Origin of the sequence: Kribbella turkmenica (assembly GCF_004348725.1) — a bacterium.
GTDB lineage: Bacteria > Actinomycetota > Actinomycetes > Propionibacteriales > Kribbellaceae > Kribbella > Kribbella turkmenica.
In genome coordinates this window covers 25,113-50,006 of record NZ_SMKR01000032.1, presented here as the reverse complement: position 1 = coordinate 50,006, position 24,894 = coordinate 25,113, and the positions used below count along the sequence as shown (strand labels likewise).

General features: G+C 69.7%; 22 protein-coding genes and 1 pseudogene. 16 read left to right on the top strand and 7 right to left on the bottom strand.

Going from position 1 to position 24,894, the window contains the following annotated elements:
* Window positions 1-402 (top strand): annotated as a pseudogene (locus tag E1218_RS35975) (hypothetical protein); the annotation flags it as partial.
* Between the two features lie 240 nt (window positions 403-642).
* Here the strand turns inward: E1218_RS35975 and E1218_RS10105 are convergent.
* Entirely contained in the window at window positions 643-1,797 is a 1,155-nt protein-coding gene (locus tag E1218_RS10105) for a class I SAM-dependent methyltransferase (protein WP_132318610.1), read from the bottom strand.
* A 317-nt stretch (window positions 1,798-2,114) separates the two neighbouring features.
* Here E1218_RS10105 and groES point away from each other — a divergent pair, with 317 nt between their 5' ends.
* The 4 genes from groES (at window position 2,115) to E1218_RS10085 (ending at window position 5,437) form a co-directional block, all read left to right on the top strand.
* Complete coding sequence (gene groES, locus E1218_RS10100; protein ID WP_130384566.1) at window positions 2,115-2,411, top strand: co-chaperone GroES; 297 nt, start codon at window positions 2,115-2,117, stop codon at window positions 2,409-2,411.
* A gap of 164 nt (window positions 2,412-2,575) precedes the next feature.
* Complete coding sequence (gene groL / locus E1218_RS10095) at window positions 2,576-4,195, top strand: chaperonin GroEL (protein ID WP_132318608.1); 1,620 nt, start codon at window positions 2,576-2,578, stop codon at window positions 4,193-4,195.
* Window positions 4,196-4,275: 80 nt separating this feature from the next.
* On the top strand, window positions 4,276-4,734 hold the full coding sequence (locus E1218_RS10090) for a GNAT family N-acetyltransferase (RefSeq protein ID WP_132318606.1): 459 nt from the start codon (window positions 4,276-4,278) through the stop codon (window positions 4,732-4,734).
* Between the two features lie 13 nt (window positions 4,735-4,747).
* The gene (locus E1218_RS10085) at window positions 4,748-5,437 is read left to right on the top strand and encodes a DNA alkylation repair protein (protein WP_132318604.1); all 690 of its coding nucleotides are present in this window, start codon (window positions 4,748-4,750) and stop codon (window positions 5,435-5,437) included.
* A gap of 12 nt (window positions 5,438-5,449) precedes the next feature.
* Here E1218_RS10085 and E1218_RS10080 read toward each other — a convergent pair whose 3' ends face one another.
* From E1218_RS10080 to E1218_RS10070, 3 genes are read right to left on the bottom strand one after another with little or no spacing between them, the layout of a single operon-like run.
* Window positions 5,450-6,484: an NAD(P)-dependent alcohol dehydrogenase gene (locus E1218_RS10080; protein WP_233712132.1), complete on the bottom strand. Its 1,035-nt coding sequence runs from the start codon at window positions 6,482-6,484 to the stop codon at window positions 5,450-5,452.
* A complete protein-coding gene (locus tag E1218_RS10075) occupies window positions 6,481-7,248 on the bottom strand; it encodes an iron-sulfur cluster assembly protein (RefSeq protein ID WP_132318602.1) in 768 nt (255 codons plus the stop codon). The genes E1218_RS10080 and E1218_RS10075 overlap by 4 nt, the downstream gene beginning before the upstream one ends.
* Window position 7,249: 1 nt before the next feature.
* A complete protein-coding gene (locus E1218_RS10070) occupies window positions 7,250-8,287 on the bottom strand; it encodes an amidohydrolase family protein (protein WP_132318600.1) in 1,038 nt (345 codons plus the stop codon).
* Window positions 8,288-8,453: 166 nt separating this feature from the next.
* Here E1218_RS10070 and E1218_RS10065 point away from each other — a divergent pair, with 166 nt between their 5' ends.
* From E1218_RS10065 to E1218_RS10035, 7 genes are all read left to right on the top strand, one after another.
* Window positions 8,454-9,941, top strand: a complete 1,488-nt coding sequence (locus E1218_RS10065) for an AAA-type ATPase lid domain-containing protein (protein WP_202865893.1) — start codon at window positions 8,454-8,456, stop codon at window positions 9,939-9,941.
* Window positions 9,942-10,051: 110 nt separating this feature from the next.
* Entirely contained in the window at window positions 10,052-10,672 is a 621-nt protein-coding gene (gene shbA, locus E1218_RS10060) for an RNA polymerase sigma factor ShbA (protein ID WP_132318598.1), read from the top strand.
* Complete coding sequence (locus E1218_RS10055) at window positions 10,665-12,068, top strand: hypothetical protein (protein ID WP_132318596.1); 1,404 nt, start codon at window positions 10,665-10,667, stop codon at window positions 12,066-12,068. Before shbA ends, E1218_RS10055 begins: the two co-directional genes overlap by 8 nt.
* A gap of 147 nt (window positions 12,069-12,215) precedes the next feature.
* On the top strand, window positions 12,216-13,727 hold the full coding sequence (gene guaB / locus E1218_RS10050; RefSeq protein WP_132318594.1) for an IMP dehydrogenase: 1,512 nt from the start codon (window positions 12,216-12,218) through the stop codon (window positions 13,725-13,727).
* Between the two features lie 27 nt (window positions 13,728-13,754).
* Window positions 13,755-14,861, top strand: coding sequence for a GuaB3 family IMP dehydrogenase-related protein (locus E1218_RS10045; RefSeq protein ID WP_132318592.1), 1,107 nt, complete (start codon window positions 13,755-13,757; stop codon window positions 14,859-14,861).
* Between the two features lie 4 nt (window positions 14,862-14,865).
* Complete coding sequence (locus E1218_RS10040; protein WP_132318590.1) at window positions 14,866-15,138, top strand: hypothetical protein; 273 nt, start codon at window positions 14,866-14,868, stop codon at window positions 15,136-15,138.
* Between the two features lie 57 nt (window positions 15,139-15,195).
* On the top strand, window positions 15,196-15,597 hold the full coding sequence (locus tag E1218_RS10035; RefSeq protein WP_132318588.1) for a hypothetical protein: 402 nt from the start codon (window positions 15,196-15,198) through the stop codon (window positions 15,595-15,597).
* Here E1218_RS10035 and E1218_RS10030 read toward each other — a convergent pair.
* Together E1218_RS10030 and E1218_RS10025 are read right to left on the bottom strand one after the other, a co-directional pair.
* The gene (locus E1218_RS10030) at window positions 15,594-16,502 is read right to left on the bottom strand and encodes a TIGR03086 family metal-binding protein (protein WP_132318586.1); all 909 of its coding nucleotides are present in this window, start codon (window positions 16,500-16,502) and stop codon (window positions 15,594-15,596) included. The genes E1218_RS10035 and E1218_RS10030 overlap by 4 nt on opposite strands.
* 62 nt (window positions 16,503-16,564) lie before the next feature.
* Window positions 16,565-18,016, bottom strand: coding sequence for a hypothetical protein (locus tag E1218_RS10025; protein ID WP_132318584.1), 1,452 nt, complete (start codon window positions 18,014-18,016; stop codon window positions 16,565-16,567).
* A 205-nt stretch (window positions 18,017-18,221) separates the two neighbouring features.
* Here E1218_RS10025 and E1218_RS10020 point away from each other — a divergent pair, with 205 nt between their 5' ends.
* From E1218_RS10020 to bsaP, 4 genes are all read left to right on the top strand, one after another.
* Window positions 18,222-19,814, top strand: a complete 1,593-nt coding sequence (locus E1218_RS10020; protein WP_132318582.1) for a succinic semialdehyde dehydrogenase — start codon at window positions 18,222-18,224, stop codon at window positions 19,812-19,814.
* Between the two features lie 21 nt (window positions 19,815-19,835).
* A complete protein-coding gene (locus E1218_RS10015; protein ID WP_132318580.1) occupies window positions 19,836-21,527 on the top strand; it encodes a GMC oxidoreductase in 1,692 nt (563 codons plus the stop codon).
* Between the two features lie 610 nt (window positions 21,528-22,137).
* The gene (gene bioB / locus E1218_RS10010; protein ID WP_132318578.1) at window positions 22,138-23,133 is read left to right on the top strand and encodes a biotin synthase BioB; all 996 of its coding nucleotides are present in this window, start codon (window positions 22,138-22,140) and stop codon (window positions 23,131-23,133) included.
* Window positions 23,130-23,330: a biotin synthase auxiliary protein BsaP gene (gene bsaP / locus E1218_RS10005; protein ID WP_132318576.1), complete on the top strand. Its 201-nt coding sequence runs from the start codon at window positions 23,130-23,132 to the stop codon at window positions 23,328-23,330. Before bioB ends, bsaP begins: the two co-directional genes overlap by 4 nt.
* A gap of 23 nt (window positions 23,331-23,353) precedes the next feature.
* Here bsaP and E1218_RS10000 read toward each other — a convergent pair whose 3' ends face one another.
* Entirely contained in the window at window positions 23,354-24,835 is a 1,482-nt protein-coding gene (locus tag E1218_RS10000; protein ID WP_132318574.1) for a S8 family peptidase, read from the bottom strand.
* Between the last annotated feature and the right edge of the window lie 59 nt (window positions 24,836-24,894).

Below are 24,894 nucleotides of genomic sequence, written 5' to 3'. Positions count from 1 at the left end.
CTGCCGGCCGTGCGGCCGCCGATCACCCTCGCCCACGGGACCGAGGACACGATCACCGATCCGCGGGCAACAACTGCCTACGCCGGCCGGCTGCGGGCCGCCGGGACTCCGGTCAAGGTCTACCTGCTCGCCGGGGAAACCCACGCCATGCTCCGCCGGCACACCGACTGGAACACCCTGGTCACCACCTTCACCACCACAGTCCTCACCCCGTTGCCACCCGGATCCGGCGCTGCTTCGTCCCCGGCCTCCGAGGACGGTGACGAGGTGCTTCGGCCGGACGGACGGAAGGCTTCCCCGGCGGCCGCGGTGGCCGCCATCGCGGTCGCGCGGCTGCGGCTGCCCGTGGTCGCGCGCTGCGATGCGGGGAAGGGCACAGCAGCGGGCAAAGACCTGGGGTGAGTACGCCGCTTGATCCCCAGGTGAGCGGTCAGCGGCCGACCGGTTCGCCACCGGACTCTGCCGGAGCCAGGTGAACGGACGACTGCACCCGCGTAACAGCTTGCCGACGTACGGCTCCTCGTCCGCACGTCGAGCTCTAGTGGCGGGTCTCCGGGAGTCTGCGGCAGCAGACGCAGCACCTCGCCCACCGGAAGTCTCCCGAAGACCCGCACGCAAGATCGATCATATGTTCGACTGTACTCAGAGCGCAACTCGGCGACAGGAATAGGCGACCGCGTCCCGGCCGATCCGCGTGACGATCAGCGTGGCCGCCGCCGGGCCCCTCGGCGCGAGTTTCTTCCGCAGTTGCGCCGGGTCGACGTCGACGCCGCGTTTCTTGATCTCGAGCGTGCCGATGCCCTGCGTACGAACCCAGGACCGCAGCGCCTTCTCCTTGTACGGCAGCTCTTCCACCACCTTGTACGCCGACGCGAGCGGAGTAGGCACCAGGTACGGCCCGGTCACGTACGCGATCCGCGGATCCAGCAGCCATCCGTCGACCGCGGCCGCCACCGCCGTCACCAGACCGGCCCGGACAACAGCCCCGTCGGGTTCGTAGATGTACCGCGCCACCGGCCCGCTCTCAGCTTCGGGCGCCTCACTGACCGAAGCGCCACTCGGCAGAAGCGTCGCCCGTCGCGGAGTCCCGGTGTACAACCGGCCGGACCACAACGCGGCCTCTTTCACTTCACCGGCATCACTGATCCACTCAGCCTCGACACCATCCGGTACGGCGTCGTGCGGGATGCCCGGTGCGACCTTCACACAGGCCGTCCGGCTGAGCAGTCCGGTCACGAAGGTCCACGGCGGTGAGTACGCGTTGTGGTCGAACACGCGCCGGCCGTCCGCCCGACGGGCCGGGTCCGCGAACACCACGTCGTACGGCGTGAGGTCGAACGACTCGGCGTCCCCGACCAGCACCTCACCGGGCAGGTCGAGGGCGGCCAGGTTGGCGCGGGCAGTGGCGGCGGTGGCCGGGTCGCGTTCGACGCCAGTGACCCGCAGGCCCGCACGTGCGGCGCTGATGAGGTCGCCACCGATGCCACAGCCCAGGTCGACCACACTGCAGCCTGCCAGTGTCGCTGCGATGCGCCGGGCCCGATGTGCGCCGACGGTGCTTCGGGTCGCTTGCTCCAGGCCGTCCGGAGTGAAGTACATCCGGACTGCGTCCGGGCCGAACTTGGCGACGGCCCGATGGCGCAGCGAGGCCTGGGTCACCGCGGCGGTCACCAGGGTGGCGTCGTACCGGCGGCGAAGCTTCTCGACCAGTCGGAGCTCCTGGCCGGGCCGGTAGTCGGCACAGGCGTCGGCGAGGAGTTCGGCGCCGGGGCCGTCCAGCAAGCCGGTGACTGTCACCCCGCCACTTTAGAGGTGGCTCGCTTCAGCCTCGGGTTGCCAACGGGTACAGGCGCCAACTCATCGCCGAGCGGGTCGTCGTCGCGCGCCGGCCCGGGGCGGGTCGGTGCTCGGCCGCGGCGTACTGACCGGTCCAGCGGCTGCGAGCCCGGAGAAATCTGGCACTCGAGTTGACCGAGTGCTAATCGCGGCCTAGATTCAGTGTTGGCACTCTCCGGTGGAGGGTGCCAGCGGTCCGGCCCTTGACTCCCGCGACGGCAGGGGAGCGCGACCACCCGAGAACCACAGACAAGCGAATCGACCGTGGAGGTCAGCAAGTGTCGGTCACGATCAAGCCGCTCGAGGACCGTGTCCTCGTCGCGCCGCTCGAAGCCGAGCAGACCACGAAGTCCGGCCTGGTGATCCCGGACACCGCCAAGGAGAAGCCCCAGGAGGGCGAGATCCTCGCCGTCGGTCCGGGCCGGATCGACGACAACGGCAACCGCGTCCCGCTGGACGTCGCCGTCGGTGACAAGGTCATCTACTCCAAGTACGGCGGCACCGAGGTCAAGTACGACGGCCAGGACTACCTGATCCTGGGCGCCCGCGACATCCTCGCAGTCGTCAGCAAGTGACGACCGCCCACTGTTCCTGACTGACACCGCCCCGGTGCCGACACACCGGCGCCGGGGCGGAGTCGGTCAGTGCCTGACCGGCGCGTAGGGGGCCGGTCGGGGTCGACACAGTGGGACGGACTTCACCTGCAACGAGACATTTCAGAAAAGGACTGGTTTTCTTCATGCCGAAGATCCTCGAGTTCGACGAGAACGCGCGGCGCGCGCTGGAGCGTGGCGTCGACAAGCTCGCGAACACGGTGAAGGTGACGCTGGGCCCGAAGGGCCGCTACGTCGTTCTGGACAAGAAGTGGGGTGCCCCGACCATCACCAACGACGGTGTCACCGTCGCCCGTGAGGTCGAGCTGGACGACCCGTTCGAGAACCTTGGTGCGCAGCTGACGAAGGAGGTCGCCACCAAGACCAACGACATCGCCGGTGACGGCACCACCACCGCGACGGTGCTGGCGCAGGCACTGGTGCACGAGGGCCTGCGGGCGGTCGCCGCCGGCGCCAACCCGATGGGCCTCAAGCGCGGTATCGAGGCGGCCGTCGAGGCCGTGTCGGCCAAGCTGGTCGACACCGCCAAGCCGGTGGACAACAAGGGCGACATGGCCCACGTCGCGACCATCTCCGCCCGGGACGCCGAGATCGGCGGCCTGATCGCGGACGCGTTCGACAAGGTCGGCAAGGACGGTGTGATCACCGTCGAGGAGTCGAACACCTTCGGGACCGAGCTCGAGTTCACCGAGGGCATGCAGTTCGACAAGGGCTACATCTCGCCGTACTTCATCACCGACGCCGAGGCCGGCGAGGCGGTGCTGGAGGACCCGTACATCCTCATCCACCAGGGCAAGATCTCCGCGATCGCGGACCTGCTGCCGCTGCTGGAGAAGGTCGTGCAGTCGGGCAAGGCGCTGCTGATCATCGCCGAGGACGTCGAGGCCGAGGCGCTGTCCACCCTGGTGGTGAACAAGATCCGCGGCAACTTCACCTCCGTCGCCGTCAAGGCGCCGGGGTTCGGTGACCGCCGCAAGGCGATGCTGGAGGACCTGGCCGCGCTGACCGGCGCGCAGGTCGTCGCCCCGGAGGTCGGGCTGAAGCTCGACCAGGTCGGCCTCGAGGTGCTCGGTTCGGCCCGCCGGATCGTGGTCACGAAGGACGACACCACGGTGGTCGAGGGCGCCGGCAAGGCCGACGACATCGAGGGCCGGGTCAACCAGATCAAGGCCGAGATCGAGCGCACCGACTCCGACTGGGACCGCGAGAAGCTGCAGGAGCGGCTGGCCAAGCTGGCCGGCGGCGTCTGCGTGATCAAGGTCGGCGCGGCCACCGAGGTCGAGCTGAAGGAGAAGAAGCACCGGATCGAGGACGCCGTGTCCGCGACCCGGGCCGCGATCGAGGAAGGCATCGTCGCCGGCGGCGGTTCCGCCCTGGTGCACGCGGCCGTCGTGCTGGAAAACTCCCTCGACCTCGAGGGTGACGAGGCCACCGGCGTCCGGATCGTCCGCAAGTCGATCGTCGAGCCGCTGCGCTGGATCGCCGAGAACGGCGGGTACGAGGGCTACGTGGTGACCTCGAAGGTCGCGGAGCTCGAGTCCGGCAGCGGCTTCAACGCCGCCACCGGCGAGTACGGCGACCTGCTGGCCCAGGGCGTGCTGGACCCGGTCAAGGTGACCCGGTCCGCGCTCGCCAACGCCGGCTCGATCGCCGCGCTGCTGCTGACCACCGAGACCCTGGTGGTCGACAAGCCCGAGGAAGAGGAGCCAACCGCGGCCGGTCACGGCCACGGTCACGGTCACTGACCTCAGGTGAGAAGCACCCGAACCGCCCGGTGGTCCACTCGGACCACCGGGCGGTTCTTCGTTGTGATTGGGTTGGGCGGGTGACTGAGATCCGCGAGCGCACCGACGCGGACCTCGAGACCTGTGTCGAGGTGCTGCGGGACGTGCACGAGCTGGCCGGCTACCCGGTGAACTGGCCGGCGGACCCCCGCGCGTGGTTGACGCCCGTCGAGGGCCTCGGCTGCTGGGTGGCCGTGGCCGAGGGACGGGTGATCGGCCATGTCGCGTTGACGGCGGACGGTCCGGACGGAGCACAGGTCGAGCGGTTGTTCGTCGACCCTGGGGCGACCCGGGCCGGGGCGGGCCGGATGTTGCTCGAGTACTGCGCCGCCGCGTCCGCCGGCCTGGGACGCAAGCTCTCGCTCGAGGTGGTCGACATGCCGGGCGCCGCGGCGATCGCCCTGTACCGCCGCGCGGGCTGGCGGGAGACCGGTCGCACGCCGATCGACTGGGCCGGCGATCACGCCTCGCACCTGCTGCACTTCGAACCCCCGACCTGACTACTCTCCCAACATGGATCTGACGGCATCCGGGCTGGTTGACGAGTTGCGATCGCAGGCTCGGCCGGACGAGTACCCGCAGAAGCACTACCACGGCTCGGCGGCCGTTCTCGGGGTCCGGATGGGCACGCTCTTCGAGATCGCCAAGCGGTTCACCGCGTTGCCGTTGGGCGAGGTCGACCGGCTGCTCGACGTCGCGGAGTACGAACCGCGCCTGGCGGCCTTCTGCGTGCTCGACTTCAAGGTCCGGAAGCCGAGACTGCCGGCCGGGGAACGTCGCGGCTGCTACGAGCTCTACCTCGGCCGGCACGACCGGATCGACACCTGGGACATGGTCGACCGGGCCGCCCCGCGCGTCGTCGGCAGCTACCTGCTCGACAAGCCGCGGACGCCGCTGTTCGAGCTGGCCCGGACGGACGATCCGCTGCGCCGCCGGACGGCGATGACGGCGCCGCTCGCCTTCACCGGCTCGGGCGACCGCGACGCGCTCGCCGACCTCTTCGCCCTGGCCGAGCTGCTCGTCGACGACACCGACCCGGTCGTGTCCAAACCCGTCGGTATCGCGCTCAAGTACGCCGGCACCGCCGACGAGCCCGCCCTCCGCGCCTTCCTCGACCGGTACGCCGCCCGGATGCCACGACCCGCCCTGCGCTACGCCGTCGAGAAGCTCGACCCGGCCGACCGCCGGTCCTACCTGGAGTGAACGACGCTCCTTTCAGGGAATCAGGATCGCCCGGCCGCGGACCCGCCCGCCGTCCAGGTCGTCGATCGCGGTCTGGAAGTCGTCCAGTGCGTACTTCGCGGTGTGCAGCCTGACCGCACCGCGGGCCGCGAGCACCATCAGGTCGCACAGGTCGTTGTAGGACCCGACCAGGTTGCCGACGATGTTGATCTCGGTGGAGATGATGTCGATGGTCGGTACGACGACGTCCTCGCCGTACCCGACGACGTGGTAGTCGCCGGCCCGCCGGAGCATCCGGACACCCTCGGCGGTCGCGCCGCCCTCGCCGACGAAGTCGACCACCACCTCGGCGCCGTGGCCGCCGGTCAGCGCCAGCACGTCGTCCACGTGATCGCCCTCGGCAACCACGCCGTGGTCGGCGCCGATCGAGACTGCCAGCTTGACCGCGTCCGGGTTCCGGTCGACCACGATCAGCTCGGCCGGGGTGAGCGCCTTCAGCACCTGGATGCCGATGTGGCCGAGCCCGCCCGCGCCGATGACGACGACGCGGTCCCTCGGCGTCAGCCGGCGAGCGGCCTTCGCGGCCGCGTGGTACGCGGTCAGGCCGGCGTCCGCGAGCGCCGCGACGTCCGCCGGCTCCAGCGAGTCGTCGATCCGGACGACGCTGCGCGCCGAGGTCCGCAGGTACTCGGCGTACCCGCCGTTCGTGTCGATCCCGGGGAACGCCGACGACTCGCAGTGCACGTCGTCACCGGATCGGCAGGCCCGGCAGAGACCGCAGGTGACCAACGGGTGCAGGATCACTTTGTCGCCCTCGGCAACGTTCGTGACGGCGGAGCCGACGGCGTGCACCCAGCCCGCGTTCTCGTGGCCGATCGTGTAGGGGAGCTCGACGCCGCTCTTGTCCGCCCACTGTCCTTCGAGGATGTGCAGGTCGGTCCGGCAGACTCCGGCGCCGCCGATCTTCACGATCACGTCCCACGGCCCGGCGGGCTCGGGGACCGGCACCTCGGTGAGCTCGAGGTTTCGGTGGTAACCGACCACCTGGACAGCTCGCATCGTGCTCATCCACGTGCTCGCTTCGCTCCGGGCGCGGATGAGACACGAGGTGCGCTGTCCTCGATGATGAACTCGCTTCGCTCGTCCATGGTGACAACCTCCAGAAGTTCGTCGGGGTAGCGGGTGCGCAGCAGGCCGCGGCAGAAGTGCGCGTTGCCTTCGATCGAGATCCGGGTGGCCCGGGCCCGGCGGAGGACGAGCGGTACGGCGGCTTCGTCGTACCCGTGTCCGTCGTGGTCGACCAGGATCAGGGCGGTGGCGTCGTCCGGTAGGGAGAGGGCGGCGCGGCGCCGGTGGAGCGCGTCGAGGTGCGGTCCGGCCGGCAGGTCGGCCAGGGTGACCCTGCTGGGCTCGGTTTCCGGTCGTTCCCGGAGCAGGGCGGTCAGGCAGCGTTCCATCGCGGCGGTGTGGGCCTTGCGGCGGAAGGTCTCCCGGAGCTCCTCGAGGTCCTGCTCGGCCTCGTGCCGGAAGGTCCCGCGGTAGCCGGCGTCGGCGGCCAGGCCGGCGTTGATCAGGCCGGAGTCGTGATGGTCGTCGAGCTGGACGATCACCAGGTCCGTCCATGGCAGCGCGGTCAGTACGTCCTTGGCGTCGGACGCCATCAGGTAGGCGAAGTTCGGTGCGCAGAACGCGGTCGGCAGTCGCAGGTGGACCTCGACCTCGGTGTCGCGGACCTCGAGCGAACGGACGAACCCGAGCCGCGTGATCGGTTCGTCGAGCTCCGGGTCCAGCACCGCGCCGAGCGCGTCGTACGCGCACTCCAGCCGGGTCACCTCACGCCCCCACGAGCTCGTCCGCGCCGCGCGGACCGGTCGCGGTCTCGTCGGCGTCCGGCAGCCGCAGCTCGGCCGGGACGTCGAGGTCGTACATCTTGGCGGCGTTCAGGCCGAGGATCTTCTTCTTCTGCGCGGTCGTCAGCGGCGCGTACTCGGTCAGGTCGGCCGGGATCTCGAAGTCGACGAAGGACTCGACCAGCCACTTCGGCGTCCAGAGCGCGTAGTCGGAGGAGAACTGGATCCGGTCCTCGCCGATCCAGTAGAGCAGCTCGCCGATGATCTGGGCGAAGTACCGCGGCCGGGTGTGGATGAACGGCATCGCGACCGCCAGGCCGCCGTGCACGTTCGGTTCCTGGGTGGCGATCCAGCAGAAGTCCTCCAGCCGGGGCAGGCCGACGTGCTCGACGACGAAGTTCAGGTCGGTGAAGTCGGTGGCCACGTGGTCGATGTCGGCGACGTCGAAGGCGTCCCGGTCCAGCGGCCGGATCGTCGGGCCCTTGTGGATGTGGATGTTGGTGACGCCGAGCTCCCGGCAGGCTTCCAGGTAGCGGTACGACCAGGGGTCGTCGAGGCGCCAGCCACGGGAGTCGCCGTGCCACTCGGCCGTGTAGAGCTTCACGCCCTTCAGGTGGAACCGCTCCGCGTCAGCCCGCAGCTGGTCCAGCCCCGCCTCGCCGTTGCGCGGGTCGAAGCAGTGGTTGTAGGTCAGCTTGTCGGGGTGCTTGCTCGCGAGTGCGAACGCCTCCTCGGTCTGACCGAACCCGGTCCGGTAGAACTCGCCGAGGTACGCGGGCTGGAACACCGCGTGGTCGACGTACCCGTCCTCGAAGAGGTCCTTCATCAGCCGGTCGCCGCCGTAGTACAGGTACTCCTCGTAGCTCCACACCTCGCTCTCCGGGGACAGGTTGCGGTGGTAGTCGTAGAAGCAGTCGATGAACTGCTTGCCGTGGATGTTGCGCTGGTTCTCCGGCCGGCCGTCCCACAGGGCGATGTGGGCGTCGACGACGTAGTAGTTCTCGCCGTTACTGGTGTACATCTCGTCCTCCGTCCAAGCGGTTGACGAGAACGTAGGTACGGCGCCCCGGCCCGCGGCAGCCGGTGAACGTCTCAATCTGAGACTCCCCGCCGTCTCAATCTGAGACACGCGCCCACTGGACCGGTTGTACGCTCGACCCCACCCTCATGGTGAGAGGAGGCGGCCGGTGGCGATCTCTGAGCGCGCGCTGCTCCACCAGCGGCTGGGCAGTCAGCTCCCGATCGAGGGAGACCTGACTCCGGTCAGTGCGCTGCCCGAGCGCCTGCTGGCCTCCTGGCAACGCAGTGAGGAGTACGGCGTCTCCGTCGAGGACGTGGAGCCGGTCTTCACCGGCACGTTCGACCAGGAGTCGCTGTTCTTCCAGTGCGGTCGTGAGGTGCTGACCGACCTGCACCGCACGCTGGCGGCCGAGCCGATCAGCCTGATGCTCACCGATGCCGAAGGGCTGGTGCTCAACCGGCTCAGCGGCGACCACAGCCTGTTGCGCGCGCTGGACGCCGTACATCTGGCCCCTGGGTTCGCGTACTCCGAGCGAGAGGCGGGGACCAACGGGCTCGGGCTGGCACTGGCTGACCGAGTGCCGACGCTGGTCCGGGCGGAGGAGCATTACTCGTTGAGCCTCTGCACGTACACCTGTGCCGCCGTGCCGGTGCTGGACCCGCGGACAGGTCGGCTGGAGGGCAGTGTCAATCTGACGACCTGGTCCAGCTCGTCCAGTGAACTGCTGCTGGCGCTGGCGCAATCCGCGGCCAACAACACCGCTGTGCTGATGCTGGCCCGCTCTCGAGGCCGGAGTCCTCGGCCCACGCCCCGTGGCGAGGTCTTCCGGGTCGAGACGGCTCGCCTGGAGCCGGGGTCGGGGACGTTGCGGTCTCTGTCGACCTCCTGGACCAGCGCGCTGAGTCTGACCAAGACGGCGTTGGCCGCCGGCCGGGTGGTGGCAGCCGTCGGCGAGCCGGGCTCAGGACGATCCACGGTGCTCGCGCAGGCCGAGCGGGAGACTCGGCCGCGAGAACGCATCCTCGCCGCGAGCCCGCCGGCGCCACAGGACGTGGAGGCGTGGCTCTCCCTCTGGACACCCGAGCTGGGCAAGCCGCACACCGCGGTGGTCCTGTGTGACGTGGACGCACTTCCCGCCTGGGTGGCCGAGCGTCTGCGTGACCTCGTCCTGCATGCGGGCGGCCCGGTCCCGTTCTCGATGACGGCCGAACGCTTCGAGGACATCCCGGCGGCACTCGCGTCACTCGTGGACACCGTCGTTCAGGTGTCACCGCTGAGGGACCGGCCGACCGACGTACTGCCCCTGGCCAGGTACGCCGCCCGCCGGGCACGCGGGCGTGACGTCGACTTCACGCCGGCGGCGCAGCGGGCGTTGGCGGACTACGGGTGGCCCGGCAACGTGGAGCAGTTGCACCGGGTGGTGAAGGACGCGGCCCGGCGTACCGACGTGATCGACGTCGGGCACCTGCCCGGCGAGCTCAGATCCGGGCCCGGTCACCGGCTGACCCGGATCGAGGCGTTCGAACGGGACGAGATCATCCGGGTGCTCGCCCGCCCGGGGATCTCGATGAAGGCCGCGGCCGCCGAGCTCGGGATGAGCCGGGCGACGATCTACCGGAAGATCGCCCAGTACGGGATTCGTACGGACGGGTAGTGACGGATCGTGATGACAAGTCTGGGGTGATCACCAATTGCCACTAGGCAAGAGATGGTGAGCGCCGTACCATCTTTCAGGCTGACCGGTCCAACACGAGGGGGCGAGGGGTGACCGAGGTCCAAGTACCGCACACCCACGACCGGGTCGAGCTCAGGGATCTCGCCGCGCTTGCGGGCGAAGGTGACCGGACAGCTCTCAACGACCTGCTCACACGGGTACGTGCCGTGGCCCACCGCTATGTGCGGTCGAGGCTCTGGACGTACCCGGGCGGCGCCGACATGGTCGACGACGTCGCCCAGGAAGTCTGTGTCGCGGTGTTCGGTGCACTCGGCCGGTACCGTGACGAGGGAAGGCCTTTCGAGGCTTTCGTCTACGGCATCGCTGCCCGCAAGGTCGCCGATGCCCAGCGTGCGTTCGCGGTGGCCGACGTCTCGACGCCGGACCTGCCGGACGGCGCGGACGAGTCACCGACGCCGGAGGAGCACGCGGTCCGGCATTCGGAGGTCCAGCACATCATGGGATTGCTGGAGAAGTTGCCGGAGAAGTTGCGGGAGATCCTGCGGCTCCGGGTGGTAGCGGGGATGTCAGCCGAGGAGACCGGCCGGGCACTGGGGATGACACCGGGGGCGGTGAGGGTCGCACAGCATCGAGCGTTGAACACGCTCAGGGGGTTTGTGGGGCATGAGGCAGGGCTGGAACGAGGAGCAGGGGAGGGGCATCATGGCTGACCGTTTCGACCTCGACGCGATCGACGCCGATGACGCACTACTCGACCTGCTGGCCGCTGGTGGGGAGTCCGCGCGGACCGCGGGTGGGCATGACCCGGCCGTGAAGCTGCTGGCCGATCTGCGGCTCGCCGTGGAAGTCGAGGACGAGCTGCCGGTCGAGACGATCGACGACCCGGAGAGCTTCCTGGCGCGCTGCGCGGCGCTCAACCCGGTGACGGACCCGTTCGCCCGCAAGGTGGCGACGCGTGGTCTGGCACTCGGTGTCGCCGCGGTGGCCGCGCTGTCGGTCTCCGGTGTGGCCGCGGCCGTCACCGGCGATCCGCTGTCGCCGTACGAGAAGGTCATCGAGAAGATGGTCGACGCGGTCCGCCCGCAGACCAGCTTCCCGGCCGAGCAGCTCGACGGCATGCCCGTGGTCGACAAGTCCAAGATCGTCAAGGTCTCGAAGGACTACCAGGAGAAGCAGAAGCAGCGGAAGGAAGCCGAGGAGCAGAAGGCCAAGGTCGATCCGCTCGTCACCGACCCGCCTGCGGACCGGCAGCAAGCCATGCCGCCGCTGCTGCGGCCGGTGCCGGTGAAGCCGCTGGTGGTCGAAGATCCCATCGAGCCGGTGATCGCGGAGCCGACGAACGTCCCGGAGCAGGTCGACGGGGAGAAGCCGAGCGACGATCCGACCACGGATCCGACCACGGAGCCGACCACGGAGCCGACCACGGAGCCGACGACGGAGCCGACGACGGAGCCCTCCGGCGACGCGACGACGCAGCCGTCCGGCGACCCGACGACCGATCCGACCACCGATCCGACCACGCAGCCGTCGGACCCGCTGCCGTCCACCGACCCGACCACGACTCCGCCGCCGAACAGTGAGACCGGCACGGAGACCGAGTCCAACCCGACGCCGGCGCCGGGCACGCCGACGACGGTGCCGGGTGGCAACCAGGGGTCCGACCAGGCGCCGGGGTCGGGCACCGGGGAGTCCGGGAACGACTCGCCGGACGAGGACCAGCTGCCGGCCGACACCAGCCCGCCGGCCGACGACAGCACGCCCGCGGACACCAGCTCGCCCGCCGACGACCAGAAGCAGCCGCCGGCGGACGAGGAGCCGGCCCGGGCGCCGTTGACCGAGTTGCTCGAGAAGCTCCTGCCGCCGACCGGGGGACCGGTCGAGGTGCCGGGCGTGAAGGACTACTCCGGCGACGGGGTGAAGGCCGAGGGCAAGCACTCGAACGGCAGGCTCACCACCGGCTCGCTCAAGAGGACGTACGTCAAGGGCAAGCACTCCAGCGGCCGGTACGCCGAGGGCAAGCACGCGGCCATCGCCCGGGCGCACGGCTCCACCGCGTCCCCGGACGTGCTGAAGATCCTCGGCGTCGTCAACAAGCCGACGAACTGATACTGCGCGTACCCGCCCGGCAACGCCCGGGCGGGTACGTCGTGCTGCCGGGGACCAGCCGGTTGTGGACGGGCGATTCGGGCACCCGGCAGGGGGCGGCATAGGATGGTGTCCCGTTCTCGCCGTGTAAAGGTGCTCGTTTTCCCCATGGACATCACACCCGCTGGAGTTCCCGACAAGTTCGCCGTCCTCGGTCTCACCTTCGACGACGTGCTGCTGCAGCCCAACGAGTCCGACGTCATCCCCTCCGAGGCCAACACCCGGTCCCGGGTGAGCCGCAACATCGAGGTCAACATCCCGCTGCTGTCCAGCGCGATGGACACCGTCACCGAGGCGCGGATGGCGATCGCCATGGCCCGTCAGGGCGGCCTCGGCGTCCTGCACCGCAACCTGTCGGTCGAGGACCAGGCCCAGCAGGTCGACCTGGTCAAGCGCTCCGAGTCCGGGATGATCGCGCAGCCGATCACCATCGGCCCGGACGCGACCATCGGCGAGGCCGACGCGCTCTGCGGGCAGTACCGGATCTCCGGCGTCCCGGTGGTCGACGACGCCGGCGTCCTGGTCGGCATCGTGACGAACCGGGACATGCGGTTCGAGAACGACCTGTCCCGGCCGGTTCGCGAGGTGATGACCCGGCAGCCGCTGATCACTGGCAAGCAGGGCATCTCCGCGGACGACGCGATGGCGCTGCTGAGCCGGCACAAGGTGGAGAAGCTGCCGCTGGTCGACGACTCCGGGAAGCTGACCGGCCTGATCACGCTCAAGGACTTCGTCAAGCGGGACAAGTTCCCGCTGTCCACCAAGGACGCCACCGGCCGGCTGCGCGTGGGTGGCGCGATCGGCTTCTTCGGCGAGGCCTACAAGCGCGCGATGACGCTGGTCGAGGCCGGCGTCGACGTGCTGGTGGTGGACACCGCGCACGGTCATTCCCAGGCGCAGCTGGAGATCATCCGCAAGCTCAAGGCCGACCCGGCCACCCGCGGCGTCGACGTGGTCGGCGGCAACGTCGGCACCCGTGCGGGCGCCCAGGCGCTGGTCGACGCGGGCGCGGACGGCGTCAAGGTCGGCGTCGGCCCGGGCTCGATCTGTACGACGCGGGTCGTCTCCGGCGTCGGCGTACCGCAGGTCACCGCCATCTACGAGGCCTCGCTGGCCTGCAAGCCGGCCGGGGTGCCGGTGATCGGCGACGGCGGCCTGCAGTACTCCGGTGACATCGCCAAGGCCCTCGTGGCCGGTGCGGACACGGTCATGCTGGGCTCGCTGCTGGCGGGTTGCGAGGAGTCGCCCGGCGACCTGGTGTTCATCAACGGCAAGCAGTTCAAGGCCTACCGCGGGATGGGCTCGCTGGGCGCGATGCAGTCCGGTGGCCTGCGCAAGTCGTACTCCAAGGACCGCTACTTCCAGAGCGACGTCGGCTCCGACGAGAAGCTGATCGCCGAGGGCGTCGAGGGCCAGGTGCCGTACCGGGGGCCGCTGTCGGCCGTGGCCCACCAGCTGATCGGCGGCTTGCGGCAGTCGATGTGGTACACCGGAGCCCGCACGGTGGCGGAGCTGCAGGAGAAGGGCCGGTTCGTCCGGATCACCTCCGCCGGTCTGCAGGAGTCCCATCCGCACGACATTCAGATGACGGTCGAGGCGCCGAACTACTCCGGCCGCTGACCCGCCTGCAACCCGTTAGGACACCAGATGACCGAGATCGAGATCGGCCGCGCCAAGCGGGGCCGGCAGGCGTACGCGTTCGACGACATCGCGATCGTGCCGTCGCGGCGGACGCGGGACCCGGAGGAGGTCTCGGTCGCCTGGCAGATCGACGCGTACCGGTTCGAGTTGCCGATCCTGGCCGCGCCGATGGACTCGGTGATGTCGCCGGCGACCGCGATCGCGATCGGCAAGGCCGGTGGTCTCGGTGTGCTCAACCTCGAAGGTCTCTGGACCAGGTACGAGGACCCGAGCGGGCTGCTCGAGGAGATCACGAGCATCAGCAAGGAGCAGGCGACCCACCGGCTGCAGGAGATCTACTCCGCGCCGATCAAGCCCGAGCTGATCTCGCAGCGGGTGCAGGAGATCCGCGACTCCGGGGTCACCGTGGCCGGCGCGCTGTCGCCGCAGCGCACGAAGCAGTTCGCCAAGCACGTCGTGGACGCGGGCGTCGACCTGTTCGTCATCCGGGGTACGACGGTCTCCGCGGAACACGTCTCGGGTCAGGCTGAGCCGCTCAACCTCAAGCAGTTCATCTACGACCTCGACGTACCGGTGATCGTCGGTGGGTGCGCGACGCACCAGGCCGCGTTGCACCTGATGCGGACGGGAGCCGCCGGCGTGCTGGTCGGTTTCGGCGGCGGCGCGGCGCACACCACCCGCAAGGTGCTCGGTGTCGCGGTGCCGATGGCGTCCGCGGTGGCCGACGTGGCCGCAGCCCGGCGGGACTACATGGACGAGTCCGGTGGCCGGTACGTGCACGTCATCGCGGACGGCTCGGTCGGGCGGTCCGGCGACGTGGCGAAGGCGATCGCCTGCGGTGCGGACGCGGTGATGGTCGGTTCGCCGCTGGCCCGGGCGAGCGACGCCCCGGGCGGTGGGTACCACTGGGGTGCCGAGGCGTGGCACTCCCACCTGCCCCGCGGTGAGCGGGTCGAGGTCGGCGTCACCGGGACGCTGGAGCAGATCCTGTTCGGCCCGTCCTGGGTGCCGGACGGCACGATGAACCTGGTCGGCGCGCTGAAGCGGGCGATGGCCACCACCGGCTACACGGAGCTGAAGGAGTTCCAGCGGGTCGAGGTCGTCGTCGGGTGACGGCATGAGCACCGGCGTCCTGCTCCTGCACGGCTCGAGCGGTCCGCCGGAGGTAGAGCGGGCCCGGATCCTCGAGGCCGAGGGGTACGACGTTCTCGCGCCGGCGTGGTTCGGCCGGCGGATCAGCGAGATCCCGCTGGAGTCGTTTCCGCTGGACGAACTGGCGGCCCGCAACGACCGGGTCGCGGTGATGGGCACGTCCCGCGGCGCCGACGAGGCCGATCGGGAGCTCGGCGCGCTGGCCTGGGCTGACGTCCGCAAACTCCTCGCCGGCTGACCGCGGGCGGCGTGCGTCCAGTCCTCACGGGTCGGGTGGTTCTGGAAGGATGACGCCATGGGATTGTTCAGCCGACGGAGCAGCCAGGACGCCGACAACGTTGCCCTCGCCGCCGCGCGGGCCCGACTCTCCTCCGACGACATCGATCAGGTGCGGTTCCTGATCACCACCAAGAAGATGGTGCACGCGGTCAAGCTGATCCGCGACCGCACCGGCCTGGACCTGAAGCACGCCAAGGGTCTGGTCGACGACATCCGGCTCGGCCGGTACGTCGCACCGGTCACCGTCACCCCGGTCGTCCGCTTGCCGGGTACCAACCTGGCCGAGCGCACCCGCACCCTCAAGGCTCAGGGCGAGCTGCACCAGGCCACGGCCCTGGTCGTCTCCGAGACCGGGATGACCGAGACCGAGGCCGGACTGTTCGTCGGTGCCCTCAAGACCGACCTGCAGGACTCCTAACCCTTCACGTAGGACAGCTTCTCCGCGATCTTCCCGTCCCGCAGCCGCAGTACGTCGACGCCGCGGACGTGGCCGCGGTCACCGGACGGCTCCCGCCAGGAGTACCTCCACCGCACCACGGCCCGGTCACCCAGCACCACGGATTCCTCGGTCTCGAACCGCGGGTCGTCGGTGTTCGCGAACAGCTTCACCCACTCCGCCCGTACGGCGTCCGCGCCTTCGGACCGGACTCCGTCGGGCGCGGGTGAGGTGGACTCGAACACACAGTCGTCGGTGACGAGCGCCATCACCGCGTCCAGGTCCCGCCGGTTGAACGCGGCGCCGAAGCCGGCGACGACCGAGTCGCCCGCCGACCAGCGCGGGTTCCGTCCGAAACCGGCGATGAGCTGGTCCCCGGGGTCGGAGAAACCTTCGACCGGGTCGGCGATCGCACCCATCGAGCGGAGCAGCTCGGCGCGCTCGGCGAACCAGGTGGCGACCTCGTCCACCAGGTCCGGGTCGAGCTGCGGTTCGGCGCCGATCGCGGCAGCCAGGTCCCAGCCGTGCACGAGGTGGTCCGCGGCCAGTTGGCGCAGGTACTCGGCCGGCTCCTCGTCGCCGTACGAGAGATGGACCTTCTCGATCGGCTGGTCGGCCGCGGCCTGAGCGGCCCGGGCGGCTGCCGTTGCGGCGGCTATCGGGTCGTCGCCGAGCAGGTCGCCGTCGAGGGCGTCGCCGACCTCGGCGATGGTCTTGCCCTCCATCAGCGGGACGGACCAGCGCTCCTCGCCGACGACGTGGTTGACCAGCTCACGGACGTTCCAGTCCGTGCAGGGCGTCGGAGCCGTCCATTGGTCGGGCGCCACCTGGTTGACCAACCTGGCGAAGCCGTCGACGGTTCGATTGTGCAGTTGCACCACATGCATGATCGTTCCCCCTCTCAGCGTCAGCGTCCGCCTGAGTGCAGGGGCCGTCAATGACCTGGTGGTTACCGGCCGAGCTGGAGTTGCTGCGCGGCCTCGTGGGCGTGCTGGGAGGCCAACAGGTCGCCGGTGGCCGCGAGCAGGTCGCCGTGGTGCCGGTAGCAGGAGCCGGCCAGGTACTTCATCACCGAGTCGTCGTCGGTGAACGGGATCAGGGCGGTCGCGACCTCCGCGCACCAGCCGCCGAGGTCGAGCGCCAGGTCGATCCGCCCGGCCTGGTAGTACGCCTCGGAGATGGCGAGCAGCACCTGCGCCCAGACCGGCGCGTACTTGCTGGTCTCGTACCGCATCCGGTGCGACTCCCGCTCGGACGAGATCGCGAACAGGTAGTGCGCCTCCATCCCCAGCGTGAGTGCGGTGTCGACGTCCTGCAGCAGCAGCGGCCGGATCAACTCGGCCAGCTCGCTCGCGCGGACCGCGGCCGACTCCGGATCGGTCCGGCCCGAGACCGTCGCCAGCGTCATCCCCGGCGCGGGCTCGCTCAGCGCCAGCAGCCGGTGGTACTGCTCGAACGGCCCGAGTCTGAGCTCCGCGTTCTCCAGCGCCGCGACCAGGCTCAGCGGCAGTCCGCGGTCCAGCTCCTCGGTGACCCGTTGCGCGGTCTCCGCGTCGGTGGCGAACGCCGTGCTCAGGCAGCTCTCGCCTTCCATGATCCGGCCGACGACGCTGAGGTGCTTGCCCTTGCGGGTGAGGGCGGCCACCAACGTGCGCAGGTCGGTCGCCGATTCCGAGTCCGCGAGCGTGTCCGCGGTGGTGAGGCCGATCTCGTCGGCCTCGAGCGCGAGGTCGAGCCGGCCCTCGGCCGCGTGCACGTCGGCGGACACGGCGGCCGCCGTACACAGGTAGCGCGCGTAGGACAGCGACTGCGGGCTCTCGTTGATCTGGTCCGCCAGTTGCAGGAACAGCTGGGTCGCCGCGTCGGCGGACGCGACCGCCAGTGCGGGGTCGCCGTACCGGCGCAGGATGAGCGCGTTCATCGCCAGCACGCGGGCGAAGTCCGGCTGGTGCTTCGGCCCGTCCTCGCCGCCGACGAGCTGCCCGTACGCGATCACCGCGCCGTCCATCTCGAGTACGGCGGTCGCGCCGTGGCCGCGGTGTGCCTGAGTCATCGCCCGCCGGGCGCGGACATCGGCCAGGAAGGAGGTGGCGTCCAGGACGCCGGCGTCGCTGAGCTCGGTGTAGCCGAGTTGGGCCTCGTGCAGCGCGGCAAGCGCTTCCTCGTGCCGCCCGGACGCGTTCAGCGAGCCGGCCAGCTCGTACTGCGTCGCGGCCATCAGGTGCTTGGCCTCGTAGTGGTCCGGGTGCCCCTCGGCGCGTTCCCGGGCCAGCTCGATGACACGCTGCTGGTACGGCCCGGCCTCATCGGCCCGGCCTTCCTCGATCAGGACCTGAGCAGTCTGCAGAGCCTCAGCGAGCTCGTCCTCAGGAGGCGTCCACAGCCCCCCGCTGTCCACCATCTCGACGTTCCACCCCTTCGCAGGTTCAACCGAACACCTTAGTGCTCCACAGGGCGGAACTCTTAGGGCTGACACGAGCGATTTCCGGTACTGACATGGCTATTACCGACAGGTAGCCTGGGGTCATGAGCGAGCGGAGCGAGCGAATCACAGGCACAGGAGCGTTCTCGCTCATGCCGGAGCCGAGCGCCAGCGAGGTGGAGGCATGAGCGAGCAGACGTCGATTCCTGCCGACCCGGAGCTCGATCCGACCGCGTCGTACGCCACCGACCAGTCGGTCGTCCGCCGGTTGTCGGGGCTGCTCCGCGCCTCGGCCGGCGCCCGGACGTCGTACGCACCGGCGACCGGTCAGCCGATCGCGACGCTGCCGGTGTCCAGCCCGGAGGACGTGGTTGCCGCGGTCCGGTCGGCGCGACGGACGCAGCAGACCTGGAAGCGGGTGCCGCTCGCCGAGCGCGCCGCGATCCTGCTGCGCTACCACGACCTGGTCCTCGACCACCGGCACGAGCTCGTGGACCTGGTGATCCTCGAGTCCGGCAAGGCCCGCAAGCAGGCCTTCGAGGAGGTCGCGCACGTCGCCCTCACCGCCCGGTACTACGGGCGCAAGGCCGCCGAACTGCTCGACCCGCAGCGCAAGCTGGGGATGTTCCCGATCCTCACCAGGGCCGAGCAGCGGTTCGTGCCGAAGGGTGTCGTCGGCGTCATCTCGCCCTGGAACTACCCGCTCAGCATGGCGATCAGCGACGGTCTCCCGGCAGTACTGGCCGGCAACACCGTGGTTCACAAGCCCGACAGCCAGACCCCGCTGACCGCGCTCCGGGCGATCGAGCTGCTGTACGACGCCGGTCTGCCGCGCGAAGCCTGGCAGCCGGTGCACGGCGACGGCCCGACGGTCGGCGGCGCGATCATCCAGAACACCGACTACGTCTGCTTCACCGGCTCGACCCGGACCGGCCGGCTGGTCGCGCAGCAGGCCGGCGAGCGGCTGATCGGCTGCAGCCTCGAGCTCGGCGGCAAGAACCCGATGCTCGTGCTCCGCGACGCCGACATCCACCGGGCCGCGGAAGGCGCCGTCCGGGCATGCTTCTCGAGCGCCGGTCAGTTGTGCGTCTCGATGGAGCGGCTGTACGTCGCCGACCAGGTGTACGACGCGTTCGTCACGGCGTTCATCGACCGGGTGAAGAAGCTCCGGTTGTCCGCGGGGACCGGCTGGGACGTCGACATGGGCTCGCTGATCTCGAAGGCGCAGCTGGAGACCGTCACCCGGCACGTCGAGGACGCGCGGTCCAAGGGGGCCGTCGTGCTCGCGGGTGGCAAGGCCCGGCCGGACATCGGACCGCTGTTCTACGAGCCGACCGTGCTGTCCGGCGTGACGCCGGAGATGGAGTGCTTCGACAACGAGACGTTCGGGCCGGTGGTGTCGATCTACCGGTTCTCCGACGAGTCCGAGGCGATCCAGCGCGCGAACGAGGGCGAGTACGGGCTGAACGCGAGCGTCTACACCCGGGACGGCCGCCGCGGCCGGGCGATCGCGGCGCAACTGGTGGCGGGGACGGTGAACGTCAACGAGGCGTACGGCGCGACGTTCGGCTCGATCGACACCCCGATGGGCGGCATGCGGTCCTCCGGCCTCGGCCGCCGCCAGGGTGCCGAGGGCATCCACCGGTACGTCAACTCGCAGGCGATCGCCACCCAGCGCGTGCTCCCGATCGCCGCCTCGCACGGCATGTCCGACGAGACGTACGCCGAGCTGATCACCGGAGCCCTCCGGGTGCTCAAGAAACTGGGCCGTCCATGACCGAGCGAAGCGAGGACGTGCATGGGGCAGCATGACTACGACGTCGTAGTCATCGGGTCGGGGTTCGGCGGCAGCGTGTCAGCCCTGCGGTTGACCGAGAAGGGCTACAAGGTCGCGGTGCTCGAGGCCGGCGCACGGTTCGAGGACGCGGGGTTCGCGAAGAACTCCTGGGACAAGAGCCGGTTCCTGTTCGCGCCGAAGCTCGGCTGGTACGGCATCCAGCGGATCAGCGCGCTGCGGGACGTCATCATCCTGTCCGGCGCGGGGGTCGGTGGCGGCAGCCTGGTCTACGCCAACACGCTGTACGAGCCGCTGCCCGCGTTCTACACCGACCGTCAGTGGGCGCACATCACCGACTGGAAGTCCGAGCTCGCCCCGTACTACGACCAGGCGAAGCGGATGCTCGGCGTGACGACGTACCCGCACTTCACCCCGGCCGACCGGGTGATGAAGCAGGTCGCGGACGACATGGGGGCCGGGGACACGTTCCACCCGACCCCGGTCGGCGTCTTCTTCGGCCAGCCCGGCGTCGAGGTCGACGACCCGTACTTCGGTGGCGCGGGCCCACGCCGTACCGGTTGCATCGACTGTGGCGAGTGCATGACCGGCTGCCGGCACAACGCGAAGAACACACTGACCAAGAACTACCTCTATCTGGCCGAGAAGGCCGGCGCCGACGTGTACCCGATGACCACGGTCACCTCGGTCGAGCCGCTGGCGAACGGCGGGTATGCCGTCGACACCCGCCGGACCGCGAACCGGAGGAGCACGCGCCGGTTCACCGCCCAGCAGGTGGTGTTCGCCGCCTCGGCCCTGGGGACGGCGAAACTGCTGCACCGGCTCCGGGACGAAGGCAGACTGCCGCGGCTGTCGGACCGGCTCGGCGTGCTCACCCGGACGAACTCCGAGTCGTTGGTCGGGGCGATCGCCCGCGACCGGGACGTCGACTACAGCCGCGGGGTCGCGATCACCTCGTCGTTCCATCCCGACGACATCACTCACATCGAACCGGTCCGGTACGGCAAGGGCAGCAACGCGATGTCATTGCTGCAGACCGTCCTCACCGACGGCGACGGCGACCGGCCGCGCTGGCGGACCTGGCTGCGCGAGCTCGGCGTCCAGCGCAAGAACATCCGCCGGCTGTACGACCTGAGGCACTGGTCCGAGCGGACCGTGATCGCGCTGGTGATGCAGACCGCGGACAACTCGATCACGACGTACGGCACGCGGGACCGGTTCGGCCGCTGGCGGCTGACCTCGAAGCAGGGCCACGGAGCGCCGAATCCGTCCTGGATCCCGGTCGCGAACCAGGTGGTCCGGCGGATGGCGAAGCTGATGAACGGTACGCCGGGCGGCACCATCGGCGAGCCGTTCAACGTCCCGATGACCGCGCACTTCATCGGCGGCTGCGCGATCGGCGACTCACCCGAAACCGGCGTGGTCGACCCGTACCACCGGGTCTACGGGTACGACGGCCTGCACATCCTGGACGGGTCGACGATCTCGGCGAATCTGGGAGTCAACCCGTCGCTGACGATCACCGCCCAGGCCGAGCGCGCGCTGTCGTTCTGGCCGAACAAGGGCGAGGAGGATGTCCGGCCGCCGGCAGGATCGGCGTACCGGCGGGTGCAACCGGTGAAGCCGGCCCGGCCCGTCGTACCGGCCGATGCGCCCGGGGCTCTGCGGTTGCCGATCGTGCCGAACAGGCTGTGACGGATCCGTAACACAACGGCAATAGTTCACGCGCTGTCAGGTGAAATGAGAAAACCTCAGCAACTGATGTGACTGCTGAGGTTCGGGAGGTATTCCGAAAGGCCCGAAAAAGGGGCCGGAAAGGGGCCAGAAAAGGGAGCAGGTCCCTCGGGAACGTTTCCGCCCAAATCGTTTCCCGAGGGACCCACTCAAGCCGGGGTGAGGCGCCCGGCGCTTTTGGGATCGGGTCACCAACCACAGCTGGCGACCCGAGCTCTTGGTCACTACCTTACATCCGATTTCCGGAGTTTCGAGCCTTCGCAAGTGGTTGTGACCACTCTGCGTGCTGATCGTAATGATCGGCGATTCGTCGCTCCCGGTAACCGGGTGGCGGTCTCCCTTGCGGTAACCGCCTCTGCACACATCAACGAGGCCCTCTACAAGGGGTTACGAGGTTCCGCAGAAAATCCAGAAAGTTTTCCGGACGCTGCGGAGAGTGCTGAGTCGACCGGGCCCCGGGTGTTCCACGTGACGCCCCTCGCAGAGACTTGCAGGCCGGCTGACCTAAGGTGTGGCTGGCGATGCCACGCACACCCTTACGGTGGCGACCGTCAGATGAGGCAGGAGAACGATGAGCGACATCCTCGAGGTGGCCCGGAAGCAGGTTCTGGAGCAGGGCGTCGGCCTCTGCCAGGAGCAGCTGATCGAGGTGCTGCGGTCGCCGGACGACCAGCTGGCCGACCTGCTCGCCCTCGCGCACGAGGTCCGGGTGCAGTGGTGCGGTGAGGAGGTCGAGGTCGAGGGGATCATCTCACTGAAGACCGGCGGCTGCCCGGAGGACTGCCACTTCTGCTCGCAGTCCGGCCAGTTCACCTCGCCGGTCCGCTCGGTCTGGCTGAACATCCCCGAGCTGGTCGAGGCGGCCAAGGAGACCGCGAAGACCGGTGCGACCGAGTTCTGCATCGTCGCCGCCGTCCGCGGCCCGGACCAGCGGCTGATGTCGCAGGTGAAGGCCGGCATCGAGGCGATCAACGCCGAGGTCGACATCAACATCGCCTGCTCACTCGGCATGCTGACACAGGAACAGGTGGACGAGCTCAAGGCGTTGGGGGTGCACCGCTACAACCACAACCTCGAGTCGGCCCGCTCGTACTTCGGCGACGTCGTCACCACGCACTCGTTCGAGGAGCGCTGGGAGACCTGCCTGATGGTCAAGGCGTCCGGCATGGAGCTGTGCTGCGGCGGCCTGGTCGGGATGGGGGAGACGCTCGAGCAGCGCGCCGAGCTGGCCGCGCAGCTGGCCGAGCTGGACCCGCACGAGGTGCCGCTGAACTTCCTCAACCCGCGCCCGGGTACGCCGTTCGGCGGCCTGGAGATCATGGCCGGCAAGGACGCGCTGCGGACGATCGCGGCGTTCCGGCTGGCGATGCCGCGGACGGTGCTCCGGTACGCCGGCGGCCGCGAGCTGACCCTGGGCGACCTGGGCACCCGCGACGGCCTGCTCGGCGGCATCAACGCGGTCATCGTCGGCAACTACCTGACCACCCTGGGCCGCCCGGCGACTGCCGACCTCGACCTGCTGGCCGAGCTGAAGATGCCGGTCAAGGAACTCCAGAAGACGCTATGACCACTCTGGACATGTACTGCGGTCATTGCGGCCAGGAGCAGGCCGACGGCAGTCACGAGGACTGCCGTCGGGCCTTGATGCTGGAGCCGCCCAGGTACTGCGCCGAGTGCCGGCGCCGGATGGTCGTACAAGTCCATCCGATGGGCTGGTCAGCGCGCTGCTCGGTCCACGGCGACGTCTCGTCCGACCGCCGGTAACCGGGTTCGGCAGCGCCCGCGCGTTACCGGCGGGGGCGCCGCTTCACCGCCGGTGAGTCGATCGCGCCGGACGCGGCCACGACGTCGACCAGTCCGTGTCCCTTGTCGAACGAGGTTCGGCCGCCGCGCGGATCCTGCTCGTACGCCGCGCCGTCGGTGTACTGGTGCGCCGTCGAAATCAGCGCGGTCTCGACCTGTGCCGCGGTCGCCGACGGATTCGCCTGGAACAGTTGGGCGACGATGCCGGCGATGTGCGGAGCGGCCATCGATGTACCGCTGATGGTGTTGTAGTCGCCGGCGTTGCGCGGATCCAGCCCGGTGGAGCAGATCGGCAGGTAGATCCGGCACGACGAGGTGATGTCCTCGCCTGGAGCGGAGATGTCCGGGTAGGTGGAAACGCTGCCGTTCTCGCCGCGGGACGAGTACGAGGAGATCTGGCCGTCGCGGGTGCCCGTGTTCTGGTCGAAGTACGAGGCGACGGACAGGATGCCGCCGGTCGGGTCCTGGCCGGGCGGGTTGGTCAGCGACTCGCTGCCGTCACCGCCGTCGTTGCCTGCGGCCCAGACCGTCACGACGTCCTCGGCCGCGAGCGCTCGCTGCAGCTTCACGGTCGCCGAGTTCGGGTCGAACTCGCCGCCGCCACTCGGGCCGTAGGAGTTGTTGGTCGCCTTGATCGGCGGGCAGGTGCTGGCCGGGACGCCGGCACCACACGGCGCCTCGTGGTTCTCCAGCACCCAGTTGAGCGCGGCGTCCGCGCCGACGACGAACAGGACGGCGCCGACCGAGATGGACACCAGCGAGGCACCCGGTGCCGCTCCCTGCATCTTGGTGCCGTCCGACAGCGTGACGGGGCGACCGGCGACGATGCCGTTGACGTGCGTGCCGTGGCCGCCGCCCGACAGCAGGTCGGTGTCGGCCGAGCCCGCGTCGACCGGCGCGCAGTTCGTCTCGGTCAGCGGGTCGCAGACGATCTTCAGGTTCTTCACCACCGCCGAGGTGCCGTCGGCGTTGCGGAAGAACGGGTGGGCCGGATCCACGCCGGTGTCGATCACCGCGACGCTGACGCCACGGCCGTCGAGCGGATTGCCGTCCGCACCGGTCCGGGTGGTGACGGCCTCGGCGCCGCGGGTGGCGGTATTGGACGTCGACAGGCTGGTCCTGATCGGTTGGTTGCCCTCGAGGTACGTCACCCCCGGTTCGGTCCGCGCGGCCCGAATTTGCGAGCTGGTGCCCTCAGCAACCACTACGCCGATCTTGTCGTACGACGTCAGTTGCTTCAGGCCACTGGCCTTGACCGCGTTCCGGGCGGCCGCGAGGTCGGTGCCGTGGACGAGCACGGTGGCCCGTTGCTGCAGCAGGGGCAGGGATCCGAGTTGGTCGAGTTGGCGGCTCAGGAACGGCTGGATCGGAGCCGGCGCGGTCTGCTGGGCGTGCACCGGGACGGTGATGGTCACGGCCAGCAGACCGGCCGCGGCGGCGCCGATCAGGGCCCTGGGGCTGCGCATAGTGTCTCCTCACTTGACGGGACCGGCCACGGCGTCGGGCGGACGCGGTTACGGGCCGG